The following is a 25720-nucleotide window of genomic DNA, read 5'->3' as shown; positions in this document are numbered from 1 at the left end:
GGGGCTGACACCACATGGCACACAAAAAGGGCGCATCGTCCACCCGCAACGGTCGTGACTCGAACGCACAGCGCCTCGGCGTGAAGCGCTTCGGCGGCCAGGTCGTCCTCGCCGGCGAGATCATCGTCCGCCAGCGCGGCACCCACTTCCACCCCGGCGTCAACGTCGGCCGCGGCGGCGACGACACCCTCTTCGCCCTCGCCCCCGGCTCGGTCGAGTTCGGCAACAAGGGCGGCCGCAAGGTCGTCAACATCGTCGCCTCCGCGACGGCCGTCGCCTAGGCGACAGCACACGCGTCATCCGCCTCGGGGCGGTCGGGCCCAGGCCCGGCCGCCCCGGGGCGTTTCCGTACCCGCTGTACCCCTCGTCCAGGCGGCACGGGGTGAGGACGCGTAGACGGGAACGATGAAGGCACTCACGTACCAGTCCGTCACCAACGTCTCCGTCGAGGACGTCCCCGATCCCACGATCATCGACCCGAGCGACGCGGTCATCAAGGTCACGTCGGCCGCGATCTGCGGAAGCGACCTGCACCTGTACGACGCCCTGGGCGCGTTCCTCGACAAGGGCGACGTGCTCGGCCACGAGACCATGGGCATCGTCACCCAGGTCGGTTCCGGGGTCAGCCGCATCAAGGTCGGCGACCGCGTCGTCGTCCCCTTCGTCATCGCGTGCGGCCACTGCTTCATGTGCGACCGCGGGCTCTTCTCGCAGTGCGAGACCACCCAGGTCACCGAGTACGACTCGGGCGCCACCCTCTACGGCTTCAGCAAGCTCTACGGCCAGGTGCCCGGTGGCCAGGCCGAGCAGCTGCGGATCGCGCGTGCCGACGCCAACCTCGTGAAGGTCGGCGCCGACCTGCCCGACGAGCGCTATCTCTTCCTCAGCGACATCCTGCCGACCGCCTGGCAGGGCGTCGAGTACGCCCAGGTGCCCGAAGGCGGCACCCTGGTCGTCCTGGGCCTCGGCCCGGTCGGCCAGTTCGCGTCGCGCATCGGCAAGTACCGCGGCTACCGCGTCATCGGCATCGACCCCGTGCCCGAGCGTCGCACCATGGCCGAGCGCCACGGCGTCGAGGTCCTCGACCTGACGAAGGACGTCGCCGACGTCGTCAAGGGCATGACCGACGACCGCGGACCCGACTCCGTCGTCGACGCCGTCGGCATGGAGGCACACGAGCACGCCGGCATCGGCCTCGTGCAGAAGTTCGCCGCCGCCCTGCCCGACGCGATCGGCCAGGCCGTCATGCAGAAGGCAGGCATCGACAGCCTCGGCGCCATGCACCTCGCCTTCGAGATCGTCCGCCGTGGCGGCACCGTCTCGCTCAGCGGGGTCTACGGCGGCACGGCCGACCCCACGCCCTTCCTCACGCTCTTCGACAAGCAGATCACCATCAAGATGGGCCAGTGCAACGTCCAGAAGTGGATGGACACCCTGATGCCCCTCGTCGAGGACCCGACCGACCCGCTCGGCACCGAGGACCTCGTCACCCACCCGGTGCCGCTCTCCGAGGCCGCCGCCATGTACGACGTCTTCAAGAACAAGGAGGACGGCTGCATCAAGGTCGTCCTCAAGCCCTGACGCCTCGACACGTCAGAGACCTCGACGACGCGACCCCCGCCTCCTGGGGGTCGCGTCGTCCCGTGGGGCGGGCTAGCGTCGTCGCTCGGGAATGCGGCCTGTTCGACGACCGTTCACCGAAACGCGCGCGCACGTTCACCCCACTCATGGCAATCGGGTGATGGACTGGTGACGAATCAACAACGAGGGTCTCGTCCCGAGCCCACGTCGGCGACATCGATTGAGAGAACCATGGATCTCCGGACGGCCGAACACCCCAGGCCGAACCACTTCATCCTGCACCTCAGCGACACGCACCTCGTCGGCGGGGACCGCGACCTCTACGGCGCCGTCGACAGCGAGGCCCGGCTCCGTCAGATCATGGACGAGATCGAGGCGTCCGACGGGCGGCCCGAGGCCATCGTCTTCACGGGCGACCTCGCCGACAAGGGCGAGCCGGACGCCTACCGCAAGCTCCGCGCCCTGATCGAGCCCGTCGCCGAGCGACTCGGCGCCCAGGTGATCTGGGCCATGGGCAACCACGACGACCGCAGCGCGTTCCGGTCCGAGCTCTTCGGGCAGCTGCCGTCGCAGCGACCCGTCGATCTCGTCTACGACGTCAACGGCCTGCGCCTCATCACCCTCGACACGACCGTGCCCGGCCACCACTTCGGCCGTCTGTCCGGCGACCAGCTCGACTGGCTCGCCGAAGAGCTCTCGACCGACGCCCCCGACGGCACCATCATCGCCATGCACCACCCGCCGGTCCCGAGCGTGCAAGACCTGACGGCCCTCGTCGAGCTGCGTGACCAGGCGGCCCTCGCCGAGGTGATCGAGGGCAGCGACGTCCGCTCCATCATCGCCGGGCACCTGCACTACTCGACCAACGCCACCTTCGCGGGCGTCCCCGTCTCGGTCGCGTCGGCCACCTGCTACACGCAGGACCTCAACGTCGCCGGCGGCGGAACCCGCGGCCGCGACGGTGCCCAGGCGTTCAACCTGGTGCACGTCTACGAGGGCACCGTCGTGCACTCGGTCGTGCCGATCGGCACCTACGAGACCGTGGGCGAGTACGTGCCGGCCGACGTGGTGGCCGAGCGGCTCGCCGTCGCTGGCGTGCGCATCGCCCCCGCCGCCCCCCGCCACCGCGCGACGGACACGGCACCGGTGCCCGTGGTGCCGCGTGACCTCGCGCTGACGGGGCCGATCGACACGCTCTGACCGGGCGGGCGGGCCCTCGCACCACCGCAGCCGGTCTCGTGCACCGTCGGCAACTCCTGCCTCCTGCTGCGCGCGACCGCCGGTGCCCCCTTCCCTTGCCCGTCGTGCAGCACGGAGCAGGAGTTGCCGACCCACTCGGTGCCGTCGACCTCACCCGTCCCGACGCAGCCACGCCGACGACGACCGACCGCCCCGAACACGGCCCGCGCGAGTCGGCAATTCCTGCTTCACGTCGCTCGAACGACGCCGACAGGCCCCCGCCTGCGATCGCCGTGACGGGAGTCAGGAATTGCCGACAAGGGACGAGGACGCCGCGACGGGAAGCGGGAGGTGCCGACCCGGACGCCGGCGACGGGCGGACCGGGTCAGCCGTGGGCGGGGGTGCGGGCCTCGGCGGCCATGGCCGCGCGCAACCGACGCAGGTACCCGTCGCGGAGGACGTGACGGAGGCGCGGTGGCAGATGCGGGACGACCGCAGCCGTGACGCGCATCACCCGGTCGTAGCGGCGCTGGGCGGCCGGCGACCAGGGCAGGCCGAAGTCGTCACGGACTCGACCCGGCAACGACCCCGCGGTGACGAGCCGGGCGAGCGGCATCACCGCCCTCAGCCACCACGGCCCCGTCGTCGGGTGCAACAACTCGTGGGCGACCCGACGCGTGACGTCGTCCACCACGAGGCGCGCGACGGCGTCGTCCCAGTAGCGCCGGAACGACGCCGCATCGGCCGGCCACAGCTCGCGCGGCATCTGCAGCGACGTGCCGACGAGGGCGTAGTCCTGGTAGACGGTCTCGGCGTCGGCCGGGTCGATCGGCCCGTGGACCCGCTCGAACAGCTGCACGGCCGAGTCGTAGAGCGTGGCTGCGACCCAGAGCTGCAGACCAGGGTCGAACGCGTCGTACCGCACCGGCGAGGACCCGCCGTCGTGCACCGGACGGTGCGCCCGCCCGACGACCCGGCGGACGTGGGCCACCTCGGACGGGGTGCCGAAGACGATGGCGTAGAGGTACGTCATGGTGCCGTGCAGCCGCGACAACGGGCGCTCGACGAAGTCGCTGTGCTCGGCGACGCCGTGCCCCACCCCGGGGTTCGCGAGTTGCAGCAGGATCGCCCGGCCCCCACCGGCCAGGAGCAACGACTCGCCCGCCATGTCGGAGATGCGCCGCACGTCCGAGCCGTGAAGGGTCCAGGGCAGTCGCATGCGGTCAGCCTACGGCGGGCCGTCGGTAGGGTGCTGACATGGCCACCCCCGACTTCGTCCTGTCCCTGCGCGAGAAGATCGGCACGGCACCGCTGTGGCTCGCCGGCGTCACCGCGGTCGTGGTGCGCGGTGACGAGACGTTGCTGGTGCGCCGAGCCGACACCGGCGCCTGGACGCCGGTGACGGGCATCGTCGACCCGGGCGAGCACCCCGCCGACGCCGCCGTCCGCGAGACCCTCGAGGAAGCCGACCTGAACGTCGTCCCCGAACGGCTGGCCTCGATCGGAGTGACCGACGAGGTCGTCTATCCGAACGGCGACCGCGCGCAGTACCTCGACCACACCTTCGTGATGCGCTACGTCTCGGGCGAGCCCTCCCCCGCGGACGGCGAGAACACCGAGGCGCGGTGGTTCGGGCTGGACGACCTGCCGCCCATGGGCCCGGACATGCTCTCTCGTCTCGACGCCGCACTCTCGAGCGAACAGCCCGCCCGCTTCGGCACCTCGCCGAGCTGAGCGGCCGTCCGGACGACGGTGACGGCCACGGCGCCGGTGACCGGCGTCGGCACCCGGCGCCAGTGACCGGCGACCGGCGGCCGGCGGCCGGTGATGCCCGTCACACTCGCGACGCGGGTACGACCGGCGTCAGTCCGACCCTTCGAGCCCCCGCTGGGACGACGGTCCGGTCGCCTCGCCCGACTGCGCCGCCTCGGCTCCGAGTGCCCGCCTGTCCTGCTCGGCGTTCTCGAGGGCGACGCGCCGCATCTCGTCCTTCTCCCACGGTGCGGGGAACGGGTAGTACCGCTCGAGGAAGTCCGTGACCGTCGCGGTCCGCTCGTCGTCGGTGACCTCGGGGAAGCTGCCGTCGTTGAGGCAGAAGAAGTCGAACGCGCGCTTCTTCAGCACCTCGGACAACGACGCCAGGCCCGACACCATCGTGGTGTCGATGTAGCTGACCTTCGCGTTCTCCTGCACGATCGCCCGCCCCGTCATCAGCGAGTAGTAGTGGTAGAGCGAGTTCGTGACCGAGATGTTCTCCTTCGCACGGAAGGGGCTGCCGGCGGTGGCGGCGAACTCGTCGGCGAACTCGTGCTCCATCTCGAACAGGACGCTGCGGCGCAGCGGCGCGGCCGTGTGCTCGAGGTGGCGGGTGAGGACGCGGCCGAAGCGCTGCTGCAGCAGGCGGCGGTTGACCCGCGCGGCGTTCTCGAACCCGCTGCGGTCGATGTTGTTGTGCCCGAGCCCGATGCGGGTGTCGGCCTCGATGAACTTGGTGACGGAGCCCGGAGAGAAGAACATGCTCGGCGCGACGGGTCGCCCGAAGAACATGTCGTCGTTCGAGTACAGGAAGTGCTCGCTGAGACCCTCGATGTGGTGCAGCTGCGACTCGACGGCCTGCGAGTTGTGCGTCGGGAGCATCGAGAGGTCGCTGAAGAACTCCTCGCTGCGCACGACGCGGACGCGGGGGTGCTCGCCCAACCACTCGGGCACGGGCGAGTCGGTCGCGATGTAGATGTTCCGGACCCACGGGGCGAACATGTAGACCGACCGCAGGGCGTACTTGAGCTCGTCGATCTGACGGAACCGGGCCGCCGAGTCGTCGCCCTCGCCGACCACGTGACGTTTTGCCTGGGCGGCCCGGGCACGTTGGTACTCGATGGAGTTGCCGTCGACCCACGAGAAGACGATGTCGATGTCGAAGGTGATGTCGGTGGCGTGGTCGTCGAACATGTGCTCGAGGGTGGGCCACTCGATGCCGTACCGCTCGACGGTCTGTTCGACGGCCTCGGCACGGGGCAGTTCGGTGCGCATCAGCGCGTTCTCGGTCGGGGCGAGGATCTCGTCGTCGGTGATGATCCAGAACTCGACCTGCACGGCCGTGCCCGCGCCGTAGCGGAGGCGGCCGATGGGTTCGACGCGGGGCCGGTAGACACGGAAGACCCGCTCCGTCTCGAGCTCGAGCCCGCCCTCGACGACGAGGGACGCCTGACCCTTGCGGGGCTTGGCGTAGAAGGGCTCGGTGGCCGAGGCCGCGACCATGGCGGCGGTGAAGCGGTCACGGTGGACGGTGTCGACGGCGATCACCGGGCGGACGTCGTTTCCGCGCACGAGCAGGAAGGGTACCTGGGCGGCGTCGAGCACCCGCCGGATGTAGAGCAGGTCCTCGATCATCGACTGTTGGGGCGTGAGGTGACCGTTGAGGAGCGTGAACTGGCCCTTGCGGACGACGACGTCCTCTCGGTCGAGACCACCGGCTCGGTGACGAGGGGTCAGGAGAGGGCTCTCGGACGTGCCGACCATCTCTGACGTACCGGGGATCTCCGTGGCCATGCAGACTCAACCTTCCGTGCGGGCCTCGGGCGGGCGGACGCACCCTCGGCATTTTACGGGGTCGGAGGCACCTCGGCGGATCCGCTGCCCACGACGGTCAGCGACGGCCTCGGACCGGGGCGGCCCCCGTGGTCGTCGCGGCCGCGGTCGGCACCTTCACGAGCACCCCGACGGCGATCATGAGCGCCGCGGCGACGAACTGCAACCCTTGCCAGAGGTCGGGCTGGACGGGCACCACGAACACCGGGTTCCAGAGGACGGCCACGGCGGCGAGCAGGGGCAGCGCCCACCAGGCACGCCCCCGGTAGGCGAAGACGAAGACGATGAGGGCGAAGATCGACACCACGTACCGGAACACGGTGAAGACGTCCGAGCCGAGCAACGCGGTGCCGGCCAGCAGGGCGATGGCCGCGATCAGGCCGGGCGCCAGGGCCGGACGCGTGAACGCGGGGGCGGTGGGGGTGGGCACCGCCTACTCGATGTCGTAGGCGACGTCGAGGACGCTGATCGGACGGCTCATCGGCGGCTCGTCACGCAGGCGCTCGAGGGCCGGCTGCAGTTCGCCCAACCAGGCCTGGTAGCCGGCGTCGCTGAGGTGGACGTGGTCGGCGGCGAACTCGGGTCGCAGCGCGTCACCGGATTCGTCGGCGAGGGCGGGCCAGAGGTCGAGCCACTGCGCCCGGACCGTCGAGGAGAACTGACGGAGGTGGCGGTTGGCGTCCTTGAGGCGGGGTGCGAACTCCGCCCCCCGCGGCGCGATCGACTGCAACAGCAGACGCGTGCCGGGCAGTTCACGACGCATCGCCACCATGAGGTTCTCGATGCCGCGCACCACCTGTTCGACCGAGCGTCGCGCGGTGAAGTCGTTGGTGCCGATCATGAGCACGACGGAGTCGGGGTTCGCGGCCACGACGTCGTGGAGCCGTTCGGTCAGGCCGGCGACCGTGTCGCCCCCGACGCCCAGGTTGACGACCTGCTCGTCGGGCAACCACGCCGCCCAGTCGCCGTTCTCGGTCAAGCTGTCGCCGACGAAGGCGACGGTCTCTCGGTGTGTCATCACGACCTCCTGGTGGTCTGCTGAAGTGCCCCCATCGTGCCATCACCCGCTGGGAGCCGCGAACCGGCGCGCGCGTGCGCACCGCCCCGACCTCATTGACGGAAGCGCCGCGGCCTCTTCGACCAGACGCGGTCGAGCGCGTGGCGGACGCGCGGCAGCAGCACCACGAACGACGACACGACGACGAGCACCCCGAACAGCACCCCGAGCCACAACGGCACGGGCGACATGGCCTCGTCGCCCGCCGGGTACAGCGGCACCGGCGACGACGTCAGGACGAGGAGGCGCGGGTCGGTCACGCCACGGCCGTCGCGTCGGTCGTGGCCCCGCCCGCGGCACCGGCTGCCCGCTCGCCGGTCGCCCGGGCGGCCGCCTCCCGCTCGGCCGTCGCCGTGATGCGCCGCAGCATGCCCGAGAAGATCACGCCGTGGAACGGCAGGATCGCGAACCAGTAGAGGCGCCCGCCGAGTCCCTGCGGGAAGAACACCGCGCGTTGGCGGTAGTGCGAGCCGCCGTCGGGACGCGGCTCGACCGTGAGTTCCAGCCACGCGCCTCCGGGGACCTTCATCTCGGCCCGGAGCCGCAGCAGGTGGCCGCGATCGAGCTTCTCGACCCGCCACCAGTCGAGGGCGTCCCCGACGCGCAGGGTGGTCGCACTGCGGCGGCCGCGACGGAGGCCCACTCCCCCGACTAGTCGGTCCATCCAGCCGCGGGCCGACCACGCCAGCGGGAACGAGTACCACCCGTTCTCGCCGCCGATGCTCTCGAGCACCTTCCAGAGCTCGGCGGCCGGAGCGGAGGTGTCGGTCTGCCGGTCGTCGGTGTAGACGATGTGCCCGGACCAGTCGGGGTCGCTCGGCAACAGGTCGCTCGGCGCGCCGGCGACCGACGAGTCCTGCCAGCTGGTCTCGACGTCGCCGTCCTGTTCACGCTGCAGGGCGAGGCGGACGGCGCGACGGTAGGGCAGCAGCCCCTCGGCGGGCGGGGGCACGACGGCGTCGATGTCGTGCTCGCGCACGACGCAGTCGTACTGCAGCGACGCGATGATCGGCACGGCGAGGGCGCGGGGCACGGGGGTGACGAGGTTGACCCACTGCGAGGCGAGCCACGGGGTGAAGACGGGGAGGGACGCGATCGGCCGCTGCTTGAGGCCGGCCTCGAGGGCGTACCCGTTCATCATCTGCCCGTACCGGAGCACGTCGGGACCGCCGATGTCGAAGGTGCGGTTGACGTCGTCGGGCACGTCGGCCGCCCCGAGCAGGTAGTGCAGCACGTCGCGGACGGCGATCGGCTGGATGAAGTTGCGGACCCACTTCGGTGCCGGCATGTAGGGCAGCACGTCCGTCAGGTGGCGCACCATCTCGAACGAGGCGCTGCCCGACCCGATGACGACGCCGGCCTGCAGGGCGACGGTCGGGACCCCGCTCGCCAGCAGGACGTCGCCGACGTCCTTGCGCGACTGCAGGTGCTTCGACAGGTCGCCCTCGGGGTGCAGTCCGCCGAGGTAGACGATCCGGCGGACACCCGCGTCGCGCGCCGCGTCGGCGACGGTGTGCGCCGCATCGGCCTCCGCGCGCTCGAAGTCGCCCTTGCCACCCATCGCGTGGGCGAGGTAGTAGACGACGTCGACGCCCTCCATGGCGGGACGCACCGTCTCGGGGTCGGTCAGGTCGCCCTGGACGACCTCGACGTCGCCGGACCAGGGCACGTCCCGCAGCTTCTCGGGCGATCGCACCAGCACCCGCACGTCCGCCCCGGCGGCCACGAGCCGCGGCGTCAACCGCCCGCCGATGTACCCGGTCGCCCCGGTCACCAGCACCCGGCGGGAGGCCACGGCGTGGTCGGTGTCGCTCGTGACGGGGGCGCTCGACGGCTCGGCGTCGGGAGTGTTCGCTGACATGGGCCCAAGCTACGCTGGACCCCATCATGACTACCCAGCAGCTCCCCACCGTCTCCGCCGTCGCCGGCATGATCGACCACGCGATCCTCAAGCCCGAGCTCACCCGCGCCGAGGTCGACGCGGCCCTCGACGACGCCGCCGCGAACCACGTCTTCAGCGTCTGCGTCCGGCCCTCCGACATCGCGCACGCCGTCGAGCGCCTCGAGGGCACCGGCGTGCTCGTCGGCACCGTCATCGGCTTCCCCCACGGCACGACCTCGACGGCGGCCAAGGCCGCCGAGTCGCGCCAGGCGATCGCCGACGGCGCCGCCGAACTCGACATGGTCGTCAACATCGGCTGGCTGCGCAGCGGAATGACCGCCGAGGTCGAGGCCGACGTGCGCGGCGTGGTCGAGGCGGCGGGCGACACGCTCGTCAAGGTCATCCTCGAGACGGCCCACCTCGACGACGACCAGATCGTCGCGGGTTCGACGGCCGCCGAGCGCGCCGGAGCCGCCTTCGTCAAGACGTCCACGGGCTTCGCCGGTGGCGGGGCGACGCTCCCGCACCTGCGCCTCATGCGCGAGGCCGTCTCCGACTCGGTGCAGGTCAAGGCCTCGGGCGGCGTGCGCGGCCTCGACACCGTGCTCGAGATGCTCGAGCTCGGCGTCACGCGCTTCGGCACGAGCGCCAGCGGCACGATCCTCGCCGACCTGGCGCACCGCCTCGAGACGGGCCGCGCCTCGGGCGCGGGCGACGACACGACGTCGTACTGACGAGCCGAGGAGGCGCGGGTGACGTCGACGACGTGACCCGCGCCTCCTCGAGGCCGTCGGGCCGCACCGCCGCACGGTTCGGCGTCCCGTCGTCGACGTGCGCCGGACGATCTGCTCACGGCGCTCGACGCGTGACGCTCGACGCCAGACGCCTCAGGCGGTCGGCAGCCCCAAGATCTCGCGCGTGCGGACGACGTCGGCCCTGATGTGCGCGATCAGGGCGTCGAGCCCCTCGAAGCGCACGTTGCCGCGCACCCAGTCGACGAAGTGGACGGTGACCTCGAGCCCGTAGAGGTCGAGCGAGACGTCGAGCAGGTGCGCCTCGACCTGCTTGGCCGGCACCCCCTCGAACGTCGGGTTGTTGCCGACCGACACGGCCGCCGGGTAGAGCGTGTCGCCGACCGAGACCCGGGCGGCGTAGACGCCGTCGGCCGGGACGAACCCCTCGCTGTCGCGGGCCAGGTTGGCCGTCGGGAAGCCCAGCTCGCGGCCCCGCTGTTCTCCGTGGACGACGATGCCGCGCACCGACGGCTCGCGGCCGAGCAGGACGCCGGCCTCACGGACGTCACCCGCGTCCATCAGCTCGCGGATCCAGGTGGACGACGCTCGGCGGCCGCCACTCGGTCTCACGTCGTCGATCGACACGACCCGGAACCCGCGCGAGGCACCGAGGCCGCGCAGGGTGTCGACGGTGCCGCTGCCGCGCACGCCGAACCGGAAGTCGTCACCCACGAACACGACGCGAGCGTGCAGGGCCCCGACGAGGATGCGGTCGACGAACTCGTCGGGCGTCAGCGCCCGCAGCTCGGCGTCGAAGGTGAGCATGAGGGTCGCGGCGACCCCGGCCTCGTCGAGCAGCTCGCGCTTCTGACGGTTGCTGACGAGAGCCGTCGGCACGTCGTCGGGTCGCAGGACCGCCAACGGGTGCCGGTCGAACGTGACCACGGTGGAGACGAGACCCTCGTCGCGCGCCACCCCCTCGAGCATGTCGATCACGGCGCGGTGCCCGACGTGGACCCCGTCGAACTTGCCGATGGTGACGGCGCTCGGCCCGAAGTCGGGCGGCACGTCGCCGACCAGGTCGTAGAACTGCACGCGCGCTACCTCGTCGTGCCCGGGTCGCGAGGGACCCCACCGGCCCCCACGCCGTCGGCGCCCGCCCGGTCGACCCCCGACGCGTCGACGGCCCGGGCCACACGGCCCTGCCGTCGCAGCCACAGGATGCCGAGCACGGGCAGGACGAGCGGCACGAAGCCGTACCCGCGACCGAAGAACGACCACACGGTGTCGTGCGGGAAGAGTTCGGGGTCGAGCACGGTCACGAGACCGATGATCAGGACGCCGGCGAGCTCGAAGCTGATGGTCGCCCAGGCCACGGCGTACCACCCCTGGCCACGGCCGATGAGGGCCACGGTGGCGACGATGTAGACGACGGCCGACAACGCGCTCAGGGTGTAGGCCAGCGGAGCCTCGGAGAACTGGGTCGCGATCTGGAAGACCGACCGACCGGTGGCGGCGAGGGCGAGGAGGGCGTACACGGCGATGAGGACCCGGCCGAGGCCGACCGCGCGCGTTGACTTCTGAGTGACCATCTCGTCAAGGATAGGACTCCGACGCCTCCACCGCCGACCGGGTGGGTCAGAGGCCCTGGACGGTCCAGATCTGGAACATCCGGTAGACCATCACCGCGATCGCGAACGACGAGGTCGCCAGAACGAGGTTGCTCCAGCGCGTCCGGTCGACGAGCGCCCAGACCGTCGCGAGGGGCGGCAGGAGGATGGCCGAGACCAGGTAGATGTAGAACTCCACGAGGTTGCCCGTCGGTGCGTTGCCGACGAAGGGAGCGACGATCGCGACGACCAGCTGCACCAGCAGGAGCAGCAGCACGACGGCACCCGTGCCGACGGTGATGTCGTCGGGCTGACGCTTGGCGAAGCAGGCGACCACGCAGACGATGCCGGCCACCACGGCCACCACGACCTGCACCCAGGTGAACCACTCGATCATGCCTGCACCTCGTCGGTCGGAAAGTTCACGATGGGCTTCGCGGCCCCGCCCCGCACCGAGACCAGGCCCGCGAGGGCGCCCGTCGGGGTGACCGCGGCGACGGGCCCCGGGGTGTCGGCCAGCTCGACGGCCACGCGCTTGCCGTGCCCGAGGTCGACGGCCTCGGCAGCGGTCATCGACCACTCGGGGAAGAGGGTGCGGGCGACGTCGACCGGAGGGAGCAGCGCCGGGGCGACGTCGATGCCCTCGAGGACGGAGGCGCGGGTCACGTCGAACGGCCCGACCCGCGTCCGACGCAGTGCGGTCAGGTGTCCCCCGACGCCGAGGTCGGCTCCGAGGTCGCGGGCGAGGGCCCGGACGTAGGTGCCGGACGAACACGAGACCCGCACGTCGAGGTCGCGCACGGGCACACCGTCGACGACGGCGTCGCGTCGCTCGAGCACGGTGAACTCGGAGATCGTCACGTCGCGGGCCGTCAACTCGACCTCGACCCCGGCACGGGCGAGGTCGTAGGCGCGACGGCCGTCGACCTTGATCGCGCTGACCGTGGTGGGCACCTGGCTGATCGGCCCGGTCAGTCGCGCGATGCCGGCGTCGACGGCGTCGTCGGTGACGTCTCCGGCCGCGGTCGTCGAGACGACCTCGCCGTCGCTGTCGTCGCTGGTGGTGGAGACGCCGAGGCGGATGGTGGCGTCGTAGCCCTTGTCGAGGCCGACCAGGAAGGTCAGGAGGCGCGTCGACGAGTTCAGGCCCAAGACCAGCAACCCCGTGGCCAGCGGGTCGAGCGTGCCGGCGTGGCCGACCTTGCGCGTGCCCGCGGCCTTCCGCACACGGGAGACCACGTCGTGGCTGGTGATGCCCTGCGGCTTGTCGACGAGGAGGAGACCGCTGTTCACCCGACGACGTTAGCGCAGCAGGACCGCGACCAAGCCGGGGACGCGCTCAGCACGCGTCGTCGAAACGTCGACGGGGGTGCTCGCGGTCGGAGTTGTCGACGACGGCCGAGGCCCTGGCCCGGGCGTCGAGTCGCGAGTCGTCGGCCGTGACCCACACCCGGTAGTGCCACAGCCCCGCGAGGCCGGGGCGGGCGAGGTCGGTGCCGTCGACGAGCAGCACCGCGTCGGCGGGGCCCGTGACCCAGGCGGACTCGACCGCACGGTCGGCGTCGGCGTCCCAGGCCCGGTCGACCCAGCCCGTGCTGCCGCCCATCCGGAACGGCTCGACGAGCACCCGTCGGAAGAGGCTCTCGTCGAGGACCGGAGCGGAGTCACGAGACGCCCCTGCGGGCCGTTTCTCGAAGCCGGCGAGCGAGGCACGGAACGCTGCTTGGCCCTGCTCGCGGAAGGCCTCGAGGAGGTCGTCGGCGAGACCGGCCGCACCCGCGCCTCCATCGCTGTCGATCGCGACGAGCACGCGTCCGCGCCCGTAGTTGTGCACGATCTCGGTGGCGAGTTCGCGCAGCGTGTCCTTCTTGGCAGGGGCCCATCGGGTGGTCATGAGGCCACCGTACGCCCGACGGCCGGGACCTCGCCGGGCACGCCCTCGACGAGCCGTAGGCTCGTACGGTGAGCATCTCCCCCGCCGTGGCCGCCTGGTTCCGCGAGAACGGTCGCGACCTCCCGTGGCGGCGTCCCGGCTTCACGGCCTGGGGCACGCTGGTCAGCGAGATCATGCTCCAGCAGACCCCCGTGGCCCGCGTCGTGCCACGACTCGAGCAGTGGCTCGACCGCTGGCCCACACCACGCGACCTGGCGGCGTCACCGGCCTCCGAGGCCGTGCGCGCCTGGGAACGCCTCGGCTACCCGCGTCGGGCCCTGGCCCTCCACGCCGCCGCCGTGGCCATCACCGAGCGACACCACGGGGTCGTGCCGGAGGACGTCCCCTCGCTCCTGGCACTGCCCGGCATCGGCGACTACACCGCACGGGCCGTCGCGGTCTTCGCCTACGGCCACCGGCACCCCGTCGTCGACACGAACGTCCGCCGGGTCCTGGCCCGTGCGGTCGAGGGACTCGCCGAACCGTGGGCGCCGAAGGCCTCGCGCGACCTCCCCCTGATGGAGTCGCAGCTGCCCGACGACCTCGAGGAGGCGCGGGTCACGAACGCGGGCGTCATGGAGTTGGGTGCCCTGGTCTGCACGGCGCGGTCACCGAAGTGCGACGTCTGCCCGCTGGTCGACCGATGCGCGTGGGTGCTGGCGGGTCGTCCTGCGCACACCGGGCCGCGCCTCCGGACCCAGGCCCGCTTCGAGGGATCGGACCGCCAGGTGCGCGGACTGATCCTGGCCGAGCTGCGGGCCAGCGACGTCCCCGTCACGGCGGCCGAGATCGCGACCGTCTGGCCGGACGACGTGCAACGCGCGAGAGCCCTCGCCGGGCTGCTCCGTGACGGTCTGGCCACGGGGTCGCCCGACGAGGGCTATCGCCTGCCCGACTGAGGCGGGGGCGTCCTGACGGGTGCTCTGGCTAGCGGGTCGAGCCGTCGGGCTCGGTCGACTCGCCTGCGGCGGGTGCCTCGAGCTCGTCGTCCATCGCCAGGTCGTCGTCGAGTTCGTCGTCCGCGTCGAGGTCGTCGTCCGCGTCGAGGTCGCGGGGCTTGACGTACGGGTCGGCGTCGCCGGCGTACTCGGCCGACGAGGCCATGGTCTGGCTCTCGTGGTCGCGCTGGCGAGCTTCTTGCAGCAGACGGTCGATCGAGGCCGCGTTCTCGGGGAGTGCGTCGAGGATGAACTCGAGGCTCGGGGTGAGCCGCGCGGTGATGTTCTTGCCCACCTCGCTGCGCAACATGCCGGTCGCCGACTTGAGGGCGGCACCCGTGTCGCGCCGTTCCTCGTCGGTGCCGTAGACCGTGTAGAAGACCGAGGCGTGCTGCAGGTCTCCCGTCACCTTGACGTCGGTGATCGTCACGAACCCGAGTCGAGGGTCCTTGATGCCGCGTTCGAGACGCCGCGCGATGATCTCGTGGATGCGGTCGGCCATCTTGCGGGCGCGTTGCGCGTCAACCATTGTTCACTCCTGTTCGTGCTGCTCGCCGCCGTGGCGAGAGGGGTGAGGCCCCGCCCCGACCGTAGTCGGAGCGGGGCCTCGTGTACTGCGACGACGCCGGGTCAGCCCCGGGGCTTCTCGACCATCTCGATGGTCTCGATCTCGTCGCCGATCTGGATGTCGTTGAACTTGCCGAGACCGATGCCGGCCTCGAAGTCCGTCCGCACCTCGGTGACGTCGTCCTTGAAGCGACGCAGCGAGTCGATCGCCAGGTTGTCGCCGACGACGACGCCCTCGCGGATCACGCGGGCACGAGCGTTGCGGGTGATCGTTCCCGAGCGCACGATGACACCGGCGATGTTGCCGACCTTCGACGAGCGGAAGATCTCGCGGATCTCGGCGACACCGGACTGCTTCTCCTCGAACTCGGGCTTGAGCATGCCCTTGAGCGAGTTCTCGATGTCCTCGAGGGCCGCGTAGATGACCGAGTAGAACCGGACGTCGACACCCTCGCGAGCAGCGCGCTCCCGAGCCTTCGTGTCGGGACGGACGTTGAACCCGATGATGACCGCGTTGTCGACCGTGGCGAGGTTGACGTCGCTCTCGGTGACGGCACCCACACCGCGGTGGATGATGCGCAGCTGCACGCTGTCGTCCACCTCGATCTTGAGCAACGATTCTTCCAGCGCCTCGACGGCACCGGACACGTCACCCTTGATGATGATGTTGAGGGCTTCGACCTTGCCCTCTTCGAGAGCACGGGTGAAGTCCTCGAGCGAGATGCGCTTGCGGGCCTTGGCCAGCGAGGCGTTGCGTTCGACGGCTTCGCGCTTCTCGGCGATCTGACGGGCGGTGCGGTCCTCCTCGGTGACGAGGAAGGTGTCACCAGCCCGGGGAACGCTCGACAGACCCTGGACCAGCACGGGCCGGCTCGGGTAGGCCTCGTCGACCGAGTCGCCGTTCTCGTCGACCATGGCGCGGACGCGGCCGTAGGCCGTGCCGGCGACGATGGCGTCACCGACGCGCAGCGTGCCCGACTGGATCAGGACCGTCGCGACGGCACCGCGACCCTTGTCGAGACGGGCCTCGATGGCGACGCCTCGGGCGTCCTTGTCGGGGTTGGCACGCAGGTCGAGACCGGCGTCGGCCGTGAGCAGAACGGCCTCGAGGAGGGCGTCGATGTTCTTGTTGTCACGGGCCGACACGTCGACGAACATGACGTCTCCGCCGTATTCCTCGGCGACGAGGCCGTATTCGGTGAGCTGCTGACGCACCTTCGCCGGGTTCGCGCCCTCTTTGTCGATCTTGTTGACCGCGACGACGATCGGCACGCCGGCCGCCTGGGCGTGGTTCAACGCCTCGACGGTCTGCGGCATGATGCCGTCGTCCGCCGCGACCACGAGGATCGCGATGTCGGTCACCTGGGCGCCACGGGCACGCATGGCGGTGAACGCCTCGTGACCGGGGGTGTCGATGAAGGTGATGGCGCGCTCGACGCCCTCGTGCGGAGCCCACACCTGGTAGGCGCCGATGTGCTGCGTGATGCCGCCGGCCTCGCCGGCGACCACGTTGGCGTTGCGGATCGCGTCGAGCAGACGCGTCTTTCCGTGGTCGACGTGGCCCATGACCGTGACGACCGGGGGGCGGATCTGCAGGACGGACTCGTCCTCGTCCTCGAGCTCTTGCTCGAGGTCGATGTCGAAGCCCTCGAGCAGCTCTTTGTCTTCGTCCTCGGGCGAGACGACCTGGATGTTGTAGCCCAGCTCTTCGCCGAGGACCTGGAAGGTGGCCTCGTCGAGCGACTCGGTCGCCGTCGCCATCTCACCGAGGTGGAACAGGACGGTCACCAGGTTGCCGGGGCTCGCGTCGATCTTGTCGGCGAAGTCGCTGATGGACGCACCACGACGCAGACGGACGATCGTGTTGCCGTCGCCGCGGGGGACGCTGACGCCACCCAGCGACGGGGCCGACCGCATCTCGAACTCGGCCCTCTTCGTCCGCTTCGACTTGCGTGCCTTGCTCTTGCCGCCACCACGACCGAACGCACCGGCGGTTCCGCCACCGGGGCCGCGGCCTCGACCGCCACCACCGGAGGGACGGGGCCCGCTGAAGCCGGGACGGAAGCCGCCGGCCGCGCCGGGGGCACCGGCGCCGGGACGCTGGAAGCCACCGCCGGCACCACCGGGACGACCCGCGCCGCCACCGGCGGGACGCTGACCGAAGCCGTTGGGACGGGGGCCGGCACCGACGCCGGGACGCGGAGCGCCCGGACGAGGAGCACCGGGACGGGGAGCCTGCGGGCGCGGGCCCGCGGCGCCGCCGGGACGGGGCATGCTGCTGGCCGCACCGGAGCCGCCGGGTCGAGGAGCACTGGGGCGCCCCATGCCCTGGTTGCTGGCGAAGGGGTTGTTGCCGGGACGAGGGGCACCGGGGCGCGGGCCGCCGGGCTTGGGACCCGCGGCGCCGGGCTTGGCGGCGTCGTCGGCCGGAGCTGCCGCGTCGTCCTTGGCTGCTGCGGCTGCGGCTGCACGCTGCGCCTCGGCCTGGGCCTGGCGCTCGGCGACCGTCAGCGGGGCGACGGGTGCGGGTGCCGCGTCGACGTCGGGCTCGTCAGCCGCCACGGGGGCGGGCGTCGACTCGGCGACGGGAGGCTTGGGGGCTGCCGGACGGGGACCGCCGGGCTTGGGCGCCGAGCTCGCGGGCTGTGCGGCGGCACCGGCCGAGGGGGCCTTGGCGGCGGGGGTCGCGGGCTTCGCGGCACCGGCGAAGGCCTGGCGCAGCTTGCGGGCGACGGGAGGCTCGACGCTGGAGGACGGTCCCTTGACGAACTCGCCCATCTCTTTGAGCTTCTCTAGTGCGGTCTTGCTGTCGATCCCCAGCTCGCTGGCGATCTCGTGTACGCGTGGTTTAGCCACAGTTCTCCTGTCTCGGGCCCTTCCCGAGACGGGAAGAGCCTTAGTTCTGGACGGGTCTCATTTCGAGCCGCTCATTAGTGGTTGCTCATTAGTTGTCCATGTGCCGTTCAGCCTGTTCTGTCGTGGCGATGGGTCGTGAAGTGGTGATCCGCGTGAGGTGGGCGCGGAGCTCGTCGACGTCGGGTTCGGAGTCGAGGCGGAGTGCACGGCGGAAGGCCTTGCGCTTCACTGCCGACTCGAACGCGTCGACCGACGGCGTCAACCACGCACCCCGCCCGGGAAGGGTCGCGGTCGGATCGACCACGAGACGTCCGTTTCGGGCGACGACCCGCACGAGTGCGGATCGTGGAGCGCGCGCTCGAGTACCGATGCACGTTCTGACGGGTTCCACCTTACCCCCTCGTGTCGTCGGACGGGAGACGCCGAGGGCGAACGGCGTGGTGCGCCGGTCGCCCTCGACCACTCGGGTTCTCGTCGCGGTGATCAGTCGTCTTCGAGGATGCTGTCGGGCTGGATGGGTCATTCCCGTGACCGGGCCGCCGACGCTGGCGCGTCGTCGACCCGGCGCGCGGATCGACATCCACTCAGTCGTCTTCGAGGATGCTGTCGGGCTGGATGTCGATCCGGGCGCCCGTGAGCTTCGCGGCGAGGCGGGCGTTCTGGCCCTCCTTGCCGATGGCGAGCGACAGCTGGTAGTCGGGGACGAGGGCCCGGACGGCCTTGGTGGACGCGTCGATCACGAAGGCCGACGACACCTTGGCCGGCGACAGGGCGCTGGCGACGAAGGTGGGGAGGTCGCTCGAGTAGTCGACGATGTCGATCTTCTCGTCGTTGAGCTCGGTGGTGACGGCGCGGACGCGCTGCCCCATCTCGCCGATGCAGGCGCCCTTGGCGTTGACGCCGGGCTCGGTCGCACGGACGGCCATCTTGGTGCGGTGGCCGGCCTCGCGGGCCAGGGAGACGATCTCGACGACGCCGCTGGCGATCTCGGGCACCTCGAGGGCGAACAGCTTTCGCACGAGCGACGGGTGGGTGCGCGAGACCGTGATCTGCGGCCCCTTGGTGCCCTTGCTGACGCCCGTGACGTACACGCGGATGCGCGAGCCGTGGGCGTACTTCTCACCCGGCACCTGCTCCTCGGGCGGGAGGATCGCCTCGACGGTGCCGAGGTCGACGTGGATCATGCGGGGGTTGGGCCCCTGCTGGATCACGCCCGCGACGATGTCGCCCTCGCGGCCCTTGAATTGGCCGAGCACCTTGTCGTCACCGATGTCGCGCAGGCGCTGGTTGATGACCTGCTTGGCCGCGAAGGCCGCGATGCGGCCGAAGTCGCTGGGGCTGTCGACGGACTCGCCCACGACCTCGCCCTCGTCGTCGCGTTCGATGGCGAAGACCGAGACGTGCCCGGTCTTGCGGTCGAGTTCGACGCGAGCGACCGGGATGCGGCTCTCGGGCTGGTTCGTGTGCTTGAGGTAGGCCGTGAGGATGGCCTGCTCGATGATGCGCACGAGTTCGTCGAAGGGGATTTCACGCTCGCGCTCCATGAGACGCAGCACGCTCAGGTCGATGTCCACTGAGGGCCTCCACTATTCAGATCTGCAGGCTGCACGCACGATGGCGCGCGCAGCATCCCCCTACGGTACCCGAGAGCGGGGTGGACGGCGGACCGTCCGCGAGCCCGGCACCGCGCCTCCTCGGGGTCGTCACGACCGGGACGAGGAGGCGCGGTGCCGGCGCTCAGGACGCTCGCGGAGCCGTGAGGGTCGCGACGGCCTCGGCCACGGGGACCGGCGTGCGCTCGCCCGTGCGGCGGTCCCAGAGCTCGACGACGCCCTCGCCGGCCGAACGGCCGACGACGACGATCTGCGGCACGCCGAGGAGTTCGGCGTCGCCGAACTTGACGCCGGGCGAGACCTTGGGTCGGTCGTCGTAGAGGACGTCGAGACGGTGGGCCTCGAGGTCGGCGGTGAGTTTCTCGGCGACCTCGTAGACCACGGGGTCCTTGCCCGTGGCCACGACGTGGACGTCGAAGGGGGCGACGTTGGCCGGCCAGATCAGACCCTTGGCGTCGTTGTTCGCCTCGGCGATCACCGCGAGGATGCGCGTGACGCCGATGCCGTACGAGCCCATCGTGACCGTGACCTGCTTGCCGTTCTCGTCGAGCACCTTGAGGCCGAGCGCCTCGGCGTACTTGCGGCCGAGCTGGAAGACGTGACCGATCTCCATGCCGCGGGCGGTCTCGATGGGGCCGGAACCGTCGGGCGCGGGGTCGCCCTCGCGGACCTGCGCGGCCTCGATGGTGCCGTCCGCGGTGAAGTCGCGGCCCATGACGAGGTCGGCGACGTGCACGCCCTTCTCGTTCGCCCCGGTGACCCAGGCCGAGCCCTCGACCACGCGCGGGTCGACGAAGTAGCGGATGCCCGAGTCGGACTCGCCGCCGAGCACCTGGGGGCCGAGGTAGCCGCGGACCAGCACGGGGTTCTTCGCGAAGTCGGCGTCGCCGGCGGCCTCGACCTCGGCCGGGGCGAAGGCGACCTCGAGCCGCTTCATGTCGACCTCACGGTCACCCGGCAGGCCGACCACGACGAGCTCACGGCGTCCGTCGAGGTGGCTGAGTGCGACGACGACGTTCTTGAGCGTGTCGGCGGCCGTCCAGGGCCCGGAGTCGCGGGACTCGTCGGCGTTGAGCTGGGCGACCAGCGAGTCGATGGTCGGCGTGTCGGCCGGGGCCAGGCGTCGGGAGGGGGCCAGGCCCTCGGGCGGGACCGTGTCGGGGACGATCGTCGTGAAGGCCTCGACGTTGGCGGTGTAGCCGCCCGCCGAGCGGACGAAGGTGTCCTCGCCGATGGTGGTGGGGTGCAGGAACTCCTCGCTGCGCGAACCACCCATGGCCCCGGCATCCGCCTTGACGATGACGTACTCGAGGCCGAGCCGCGTGAAGATGCGCTCGTAGGCGTCGCGCTGCTTCTGGTAGCTGTCGTCCAGACCGGCGTCGGACGCGTCGAACGAGTAGGCGTCCTTCATGGTGAACTCGCGGCCGCGCAGCAGGCCGGCCCGGGGTCGAGCCTCGTCGCGGTACTTGTCCTGGATCTGGAACAGGGTCAGCGGGAGGTCCTTGTAGGACGAGTAGAGGTCCTTCACCAAGAGGGTGAAGGCTTCCTCGTGCGTGGGGGCCAGGAGGTAGTCGGCGTCCTTCCTGTCCTTGAGGCGGAACATGCCGTCGCCGTACTCGGTCCACCGCCCGGTGGCCTCGTAGGGCTCGCGAGGCAGCAAGGCGGGGAAGTGCACCTCTTGGGCGCCCGCGGCCTGCATCTCGTCACGGATGACCGCCTCGATCTTCGCCTTGACGCGCAGGCCGAGCGGCAGCCAGGCGAAGACCCCCGGTGCCTGACGGCGGATGTACCCGGCACGGACGAGCAGCCGGTGGCTGGTCACCTCGGCGTCGGAGGGGTCTTCTCGGAGGGTGCGGACGAAGAGCTGGGAGAGACGTGTGGACACCCGTCCAGCTTAGGGGCGTGCCCGGGTCACCACGGCTTGCCGTCGTAGTCACCCGGGTTCTGCTCGTAGTAGCGGTCGCGGTCGGTGTCCTGCTGTTGCTGCTGCTGGCTCTGCTCGCCCTGCTGCTGCAGCTGGTCGAGCGGGTCGTCGGACTCGGCCTGCCCCTCGCCCCCGCCGGGCTCGTCTCCCCCGGCACCGGGATCGCTGCCGTCGTCCCCTTCGGGCTGCTGCTCGTCGCCCTCGCCCCCCTGGGCCTGCTGCCCCTTCTCGTCGAGGCGCTGCTGGGCGTCGTCGAGGGGTTGGGAGGTGTCGGGCTGCCGGGGGTCCTCCGGCGGCTGGAAGCAGCCCTCGGGAGCCTCGTCGACGGTCTTCGCCCCGAGTTCGTACAGCGCCTCGGCGTCGGCGTAGCGCAGTTCGAGCAGGGCGTCATCGCCCTGGGCCTCGATCGTGAGCACCAGGTTGACCCGGATGACGCACGAGATCGTGGCGTCGTCGGGGGCGAGGTCGAGTGCCGTGACGAACTCCTGACGCGCGACGTCGAGCACGCCGATCTGGGCGTAGGCGGTCCCCCGGTCGAAGTGGTGCACCCAGGGCTCGACCACGTTGGCGACGCCGAGGGGCTCGGACCAGGAGGCGCTGCGCTCGAACTCCCTGTCGCCGTACGACCACTGCGTCAGGGCGGCGAAGGCGGGCAGGCTCAGCAGCTTCAGGGCCACGAGCAGGACGACGAGCACGACCGGGGCCGACCAGAGCAGCAGTCGACGCCGGAGGCGTCTCCGGTACTGCTCGACGTCGGGCCCGGCCTCGGCCTCGTGGGCGCGGCGGATCTCGTCGACGGGCGGAGGGACGAGGGTGTCGGTCACGGGCGGACTCCCCTGTCGGGTCGCGAGGCGTCGAGTCCCGACGGCGCACCGCGTCCTCGACCGCGTCCGGCGCGGACGGGCCGTGGTGGACGGACCTCGCCCAGTGCCCTCGCCACGAGTGCGACGTCGAGGAGCAGCAAGAGGAACAAGGGGATCGCGGCGATCCAGTAGAGGTCGATCAGGCTGTCGGCCCGCCCCTCGTCGGAGGCGACGGCACCGTCGCGAGCGTCCGCGACCGCAGCGTCGACGGATGTGTCGGCCGTGCGGTGCACGTACGGCACGCCGAGCTGATCGGCGATGCGCCGCAGGGCGTCCTCGTCGATCGTCGAGACGGCATCGGGATCGCCGGGCTGTGTGCGGTCCTGGATGTACTCCTTCGACGAGTACTCGTCGCCGTAGCCGTCGAAGACGCGCATCTTGCCTCCTTGCTCGGTGCCGTAGCCGAAGACGGCACCGCCGTCGACGTCGCCGGCGGATGCCGCGAAGCTCTCGGGCTCGGTGCCGCTGGTCTGCTCGCCGTCGCCGAGGTAGTAGACGACGTTGGCCCGTTCGGGCGCACTCTGCCGGGCCTCGGACAGCCGCTCGGCCAGCAGGTCGTTCGCCTCGCTGACGGAACTGCCGCTCGAGTAGTAGGTGACCTCTTGGTTCATGGCGTCGGCGGCGGCGACCACGGCGGAGGCGTCGTCGGTCAGCGGCGTCCGCAGGACGGCGGTGCTGTCGAAGGACAGCAGCGAGAACCGGGCTCCCGCCAGCTGCGAGGTGACCTCGGCGATGTCGGCCCGCACCCCGTCGAGTCGACGCCGACCGTCGCCCCAGTCCTCCGCCGCGATGCTCGACGTCGTGTCGACCACGAAGAAGACGTTGAGCTGGGCGACCGACGCCTGCGCCGACCCGCCCGGGAGGCTCGGCCGCACGGCGACGACGAGCAGCAACGCGACGATGACCAGACGTCGCACCCAGGTGAGAAGGGCCCGTCGTCGGCCCCGCTCGGCCACCACGCGCCAGCCCGTGAACCCGAGCAGGGCGACGGCGGCCACGGCGAGGAGCCACCAGGGCAGGACGGGCTGGAACACCAGCGCCCGGGCGATCACAGGCGCACCCGCCAGAGCATCACGAGCCCGCCCATCGCGACGAGCAGGGCGGCGATCGCCAGGGCCTGCGGGTGGTCGGTCACCACGAGCCGTCGGGCGCCGGTGAAGAGCCCCGCCTCGCGGGCGTCGATCTCGTCGACGATCTGCGGCACGGTCGTCGAGTCGTCGAGGGCGTAGTAGCCACCGTCGGTCGACTCGGCCGCGGTGCGCAGTTCGGCGGCGACCTGGTCGGCCACGGCGTCCGTGGCGTGGTCGGCGGGGTTCACCGCGTACACGCGGACGTCGCGCTCGGTCGCCAGGTCGGCAGCCTCGGTGAGCGTGAGCAGGGCCTTGCCGTTGACGTAGTTGTCGGTGGCGAGCACGACCGACTTGGGCCGCGTGCTGTCGTCGTCGCCGAACCCGAGGACGCACGACGCCAGACCGTCGCCGATCAGCGACGCACCGTCACCGAGGTCGGTGCCCGTCCAGTAGCGGGTCCCGTTCTCGCCCATGGTGTCGAACGAGTCGCGGTACTGCTCGAGTTGCGTGCGCACGAAGTCGTAGTCGTCGGTGAGCGGGAACGCCTGCACGGCCGAGCTGTCGAAGAGGTACAGCCCGACGCGTTCGCCGTCGAGCCCCTGCGAGAGGGTCGAGAAGGTGTCGACGATCTGGGAGTCGACCTCGGTCATCGAACCCGACACGTCGAGGCAGAGCATGATGTCGCGCTTGTACGACTGGGGCTCGACGACGTCGGTGCTCGAGACGCGGGCCGCGAGCAGGACGCTGATGCCGGTCAGCGCCACCATGGCGACGAGGACGACCGCGAGCGCGGCACGGTAGCGCCGGACGACGCGCTGGTACGCGGGCAGCGCGGTCAGCCGCTCGCCGTGCGCGACCGGGACGCCGAGGCGACGGAGGCGCGCTCTGTCGCGGCGCCTCCACCGCACGTAGAGCCATGCCGCGACCGCCACGACCGCCAGTGCGACCAACGGGACCCACCAGAAGATCAGCCCCATGACGACACCAGGTCCCTCGCGGTGGCGACGGCACGGGCCGGGTCGCCGGGCGCTTCGAGCCGGAAGGCCGGCGGGTAGTACTGCTCGACCGCACCGACGAGCCGGGGCAGGTTCGACTCGCGGAGGTCGGCGAGGGTCATCACGTGGGTGTCGACCCCGTTCGTCTCGTGCGCGAAGAACCGCAGGAGCAGGCTGAGCCGGGAGTGCACGCCACGGTCGTTCAGCCGCCCCGAGGAGGCGGCCGTCTCGACCTCGTCGATCAGGGCGAGGTACTTCTCCTTGGTGTCGGCGAGGGCGACCGGTCGGGAGGCCGCGCGGGCCGCCCGCTGGGCCGGAGGGAGGCGGCGGGCCGAGAAACGGATCACGAAGACGTACCAGGCGGCCACGAGTGCCAGCCCGACCAGGCCGAGCACCAGCCAGAGCACCCAGAGCGGGTACTGGTAGGGCCCGAAGAAGTCGTCAGCGCCCGACACGACGGTGCTTCTCTATCAGGGTGAACAGCCCGGGAACGACCTCGGCCTGGCTGCCGAGCCGTTGGCTGCTGATGCCGAGGGCCAGGAGCTCGCGCTCGGTGTCGCCGACGCGCCGCAGGGAGGAGTCGTCGAACTCTCGACGGAGCTGCGCGTTCTCGCGCAGGTACGCCGGCAGTCCGGCCATCTCGCGGACGTCGAAGACCTCGCCCGCCCGACCCGCGCGCGTCATCAGGTCGGCGTCGCCGATCGTCAGCCAGACGACCTCGTGCTGCGCGCGCAGACGCCGGAGCAACCGGGTGATGCGATCGTCGATCGCTAAGTCGTCGGTGACCACGAGCAGCATGGAGCGCCGCCGGATGCCCCGCGCGACCCACTCGAGCACGGCCGCGAGGTCGCTCGTCGGGGCGTCGAGGTCGACGCGTCGGTCGACCTGCCGCAGGAGGGTCTCGAGGTGGGCTTCGGTCGCGCCCGCCGGGTGCGCGCGGGTACCCGACGAATCGCCCGCCACCAGTGACACGACGTCACCGTGCTTGGCGGCGATGTAGGCGAGGGCGCCGGCCGCCATCAGGGCGATGTCTTTCTTCGATTCGCCGCTCGTGGCCGTCGCGGCCATGTTGCGACCGGTGTCCATCACGAGGACGAGGTTCTGCCGGCGGCTCGCGATGTACCGCTTGACCAGGGGCTCGCCGTGACGGGCCGTGGCCTTCCAGTCGATGTCTTTCACCTCGTCGCCCGGGACGTAGGCCCGGAGGTCGTCGAAGTCGTGGCTGCGCCCGTGGTGCACCGAGGCGTAGCCGCCCTCGAGCAGGTCGATCGTGCGTCGGTGGGCGAACAGCCCCATCTTCGTCCTGACGCGCAGCAACAGGCTGGCCAC

Annotated in this window: 27 protein-coding genes; 6 read left to right on the top strand and 21 right to left on the bottom strand. The window is 71.1% G+C overall.

Going from position 1 to position 25720, the window contains the following annotated elements:
• Nucleotides 1–14: 14 nt before the first annotated feature.
• The 3 genes from rpmA to IFT79_RS07070 all read left to right on the top strand — a co-directional run bounded on the left by rpmA (nucleotide 15) and on the right by IFT79_RS07070 (nucleotide 2781).
• The gene (gene rpmA, locus IFT79_RS07080; RefSeq protein WP_043596143.1) at nucleotides 15–281 is read left to right on the top strand and encodes a 50S ribosomal protein L27; all 267 of its coding nucleotides are present in this window, start codon (nucleotides 15–17) and stop codon (nucleotides 279–281) included.
• Between the two features lie 124 nt (nucleotides 282–405).
• Complete coding sequence (locus IFT79_RS07075) at nucleotides 406–1581, top strand: alcohol dehydrogenase catalytic domain-containing protein (RefSeq protein WP_192123423.1); 1176 nt, start codon at nucleotides 406–408, stop codon at nucleotides 1579–1581.
• Nucleotides 1582–1812: 231 nt separating this feature from the next.
• Nucleotides 1813–2781: a phosphodiesterase gene (locus IFT79_RS07070; protein ID WP_192123421.1), complete on the top strand. Its 969-nt coding sequence runs from the start codon at nucleotides 1813–1815 to the stop codon at nucleotides 2779–2781.
• Between the two features lie 365 nt (nucleotides 2782–3146).
• Here IFT79_RS07070 and IFT79_RS07065 read toward each other — a convergent pair whose 3' ends face one another.
• Nucleotides 3147–3980, bottom strand: coding sequence for an oxygenase MpaB family protein (locus IFT79_RS07065; RefSeq protein ID WP_192123419.1), 834 nt, complete (start codon nucleotides 3978–3980; stop codon nucleotides 3147–3149).
• 38 nt (nucleotides 3981–4018) lie between these two features.
• On the opposite strand from IFT79_RS07065, the gene IFT79_RS07060 reads away from it, so the two are divergent.
• Nucleotides 4019–4495, top strand: a complete 477-nt coding sequence (locus IFT79_RS07060; RefSeq protein WP_192123417.1) for an NUDIX hydrolase — start codon at nucleotides 4019–4021, stop codon at nucleotides 4493–4495.
• Between the two features lie 129 nt (nucleotides 4496–4624).
• Here the strand turns inward: IFT79_RS07060 and IFT79_RS07055 are convergent, their stop codons facing one another.
• The 5 genes from IFT79_RS07055 to IFT79_RS07035 all read right to left on the bottom strand — a co-directional run bounded on the left by IFT79_RS07055 (nucleotide 4625) and on the right by IFT79_RS07035 (nucleotide 9267).
• Nucleotides 4625–6280, bottom strand: a complete 1656-nt coding sequence (locus IFT79_RS07055) for a stealth family protein (protein ID WP_249407914.1) — start codon at nucleotides 6278–6280, stop codon at nucleotides 4625–4627.
• Nucleotides 6281–6407: 127 nt separating this feature from the next.
• Complete coding sequence (locus tag IFT79_RS07050; RefSeq protein ID WP_192123414.1) at nucleotides 6408–6779, bottom strand: DUF6804 family protein; 372 nt, start codon at nucleotides 6777–6779, stop codon at nucleotides 6408–6410.
• A 3-nt stretch (nucleotides 6780–6782) separates the two neighbouring features.
• Nucleotides 6783–7367: a GDSL-type esterase/lipase family protein gene (locus IFT79_RS07045; protein ID WP_056045795.1), complete on the bottom strand. Its 585-nt coding sequence runs from the start codon at nucleotides 7365–7367 to the stop codon at nucleotides 6783–6785.
• Between the two features lie 92 nt (nucleotides 7368–7459).
• On the bottom strand, nucleotides 7460–7666 hold the full coding sequence (locus IFT79_RS07040) for a hypothetical protein (protein ID WP_159826405.1): 207 nt from the start codon (nucleotides 7664–7666) through the stop codon (nucleotides 7460–7462).
• A complete protein-coding gene (locus tag IFT79_RS07035; protein WP_192123412.1) occupies nucleotides 7663–9267 on the bottom strand; it encodes an SDR family oxidoreductase in 1605 nt (534 codons plus the stop codon). Before IFT79_RS07035 ends, IFT79_RS07040 begins: the two co-directional genes overlap by 4 nt.
• A gap of 26 nt (nucleotides 9268–9293) precedes the next feature.
• Between IFT79_RS07035 and deoC the strand changes: the two genes are divergently transcribed.
• A complete protein-coding gene (gene deoC / locus IFT79_RS07030) occupies nucleotides 9294–10022 on the top strand; it encodes a deoxyribose-phosphate aldolase (RefSeq protein WP_192123410.1) in 729 nt (242 codons plus the stop codon).
• 153 nt (nucleotides 10023–10175) lie between these two features.
• Here deoC and IFT79_RS07025 read toward each other — a convergent pair whose 3' ends face one another.
• The 5 genes from IFT79_RS07025 to IFT79_RS07005 are packed head-to-tail and all read right to left on the bottom strand — an operon-like array spanning nucleotide 10176 to nucleotide 13526.
• Nucleotides 10176–11117, bottom strand: a complete 942-nt coding sequence (locus IFT79_RS07025; protein ID WP_056045804.1) for a bifunctional riboflavin kinase/FAD synthetase — start codon at nucleotides 11115–11117, stop codon at nucleotides 10176–10178.
• 5 nt (nucleotides 11118–11122) lie between these two features.
• Nucleotides 11123–11614 (bottom strand): hypothetical protein, encoded by a 492-nt coding sequence (locus IFT79_RS07020; protein ID WP_233568335.1) that lies wholly within the window; start codon nucleotides 11612–11614, stop codon nucleotides 11123–11125.
• 46 nt (nucleotides 11615–11660) lie between these two features.
• Nucleotides 11661–12029 carry a hypothetical protein gene (locus tag IFT79_RS07015; protein ID WP_043596125.1) on the bottom strand — a complete coding sequence of 123 codons (369 nt, stop codon included), beginning with the start codon at nucleotides 12027–12029 and terminating at the stop codon, nucleotides 11661–11663.
• Nucleotides 12026–12925, bottom strand: coding sequence for a tRNA pseudouridine(55) synthase TruB (gene truB / locus IFT79_RS07010; RefSeq protein ID WP_056045807.1), 900 nt, complete (start codon nucleotides 12923–12925; stop codon nucleotides 12026–12028). Before truB ends, IFT79_RS07015 begins: the two co-directional genes overlap by 4 nt.
• Nucleotides 12926–12971: 46 nt before the next feature.
• Nucleotides 12972–13526, bottom strand: coding sequence for a hypothetical protein (locus tag IFT79_RS07005; RefSeq protein WP_056045810.1), 555 nt, complete (start codon nucleotides 13524–13526; stop codon nucleotides 12972–12974).
• A gap of 68 nt (nucleotides 13527–13594) precedes the next feature.
• Here IFT79_RS07005 and IFT79_RS07000 point away from each other — a divergent pair, with 68 nt between their 5' ends.
• Nucleotides 13595–14464: an A/G-specific adenine glycosylase gene (locus tag IFT79_RS07000; RefSeq protein ID WP_056045814.1), complete on the top strand. Its 870-nt coding sequence runs from the start codon at nucleotides 13595–13597 to the stop codon at nucleotides 14462–14464.
• A gap of 28 nt (nucleotides 14465–14492) precedes the next feature.
• Here IFT79_RS07000 and rbfA read toward each other — a convergent pair whose 3' ends face one another.
• The 10 genes from rbfA to IFT79_RS06950 all read right to left on the bottom strand — a co-directional run bounded on the left by rbfA (nucleotide 14493) and on the right by IFT79_RS06950 (nucleotide 25720).
• The gene (gene rbfA / locus IFT79_RS06995; protein WP_159826395.1) at nucleotides 14493–15032 is read right to left on the bottom strand and encodes a 30S ribosome-binding factor RbfA; all 540 of its coding nucleotides are present in this window, start codon (nucleotides 15030–15032) and stop codon (nucleotides 14493–14495) included.
• A 101-nt stretch (nucleotides 15033–15133) separates the two neighbouring features.
• Nucleotides 15134–17926: a translation initiation factor IF-2 gene (gene infB / locus IFT79_RS06990; RefSeq protein WP_192123408.1), complete on the bottom strand. Its 2793-nt coding sequence runs from the start codon at nucleotides 17924–17926 to the stop codon at nucleotides 15134–15136.
• An 88-nt stretch (nucleotides 17927–18014) separates the two neighbouring features.
• Nucleotides 18015–18449, bottom strand: a complete 435-nt coding sequence (locus IFT79_RS06985) for a YlxR family protein (protein WP_192123406.1) — start codon at nucleotides 18447–18449, stop codon at nucleotides 18015–18017.
• Between the two features lie 61 nt (nucleotides 18450–18510).
• On the bottom strand, nucleotides 18511–19500 hold the full coding sequence (gene nusA, locus IFT79_RS06980; RefSeq protein ID WP_056045823.1) for a transcription termination factor NusA: 990 nt from the start codon (nucleotides 19498–19500) through the stop codon (nucleotides 18511–18513).
• 163 nt (nucleotides 19501–19663) lie between these two features.
• A complete protein-coding gene (locus IFT79_RS06975) occupies nucleotides 19664–21424 on the bottom strand; it encodes a proline--tRNA ligase (RefSeq protein ID WP_192123404.1) in 1761 nt (586 codons plus the stop codon).
• Between the two features lie 26 nt (nucleotides 21425–21450).
• Nucleotides 21451–22287, bottom strand: coding sequence for a hypothetical protein (locus IFT79_RS06970; protein ID WP_192123401.1), 837 nt, complete (start codon nucleotides 22285–22287; stop codon nucleotides 21451–21453).
• Nucleotides 22284–23378 carry a VWA domain-containing protein gene (locus IFT79_RS06965; protein WP_192123400.1) on the bottom strand — a complete coding sequence of 365 codons (1095 nt, stop codon included), beginning with the start codon at nucleotides 23376–23378 and terminating at the stop codon, nucleotides 22284–22286. The genes IFT79_RS06970 and IFT79_RS06965 overlap by 4 nt, the downstream gene beginning before the upstream one ends.
• Complete coding sequence (locus tag IFT79_RS06960; RefSeq protein ID WP_123570221.1) at nucleotides 23375–24373, bottom strand: vWA domain-containing protein; 999 nt, start codon at nucleotides 24371–24373, stop codon at nucleotides 23375–23377. The genes IFT79_RS06965 and IFT79_RS06960 overlap by 4 nt, the downstream gene beginning before the upstream one ends.
• Nucleotides 24364–24846, bottom strand: a complete 483-nt coding sequence (locus IFT79_RS06955) for a hypothetical protein (protein ID WP_056045838.1) — start codon at nucleotides 24844–24846, stop codon at nucleotides 24364–24366. The genes IFT79_RS06960 and IFT79_RS06955 overlap by 10 nt, the downstream gene beginning before the upstream one ends.
• Complete coding sequence (locus IFT79_RS06950; protein ID WP_192123398.1) at nucleotides 24833–25720, bottom strand: DUF58 domain-containing protein; 888 nt, start codon at nucleotides 25718–25720, stop codon at nucleotides 24833–24835. The genes IFT79_RS06955 and IFT79_RS06950 overlap by 14 nt, the downstream gene beginning before the upstream one ends.

The organism is Frigoribacterium sp. CFBP 8759, from assembly GCF_014841655.1.
GTDB lineage: Bacteria > Actinomycetota > Actinomycetes > Actinomycetales > Microbacteriaceae > Frigoribacterium.
The sequence above is the reverse complement of the archived record's forward strand: the minus strand, read 5'-3'. Positions and strand labels throughout refer to the sequence as shown.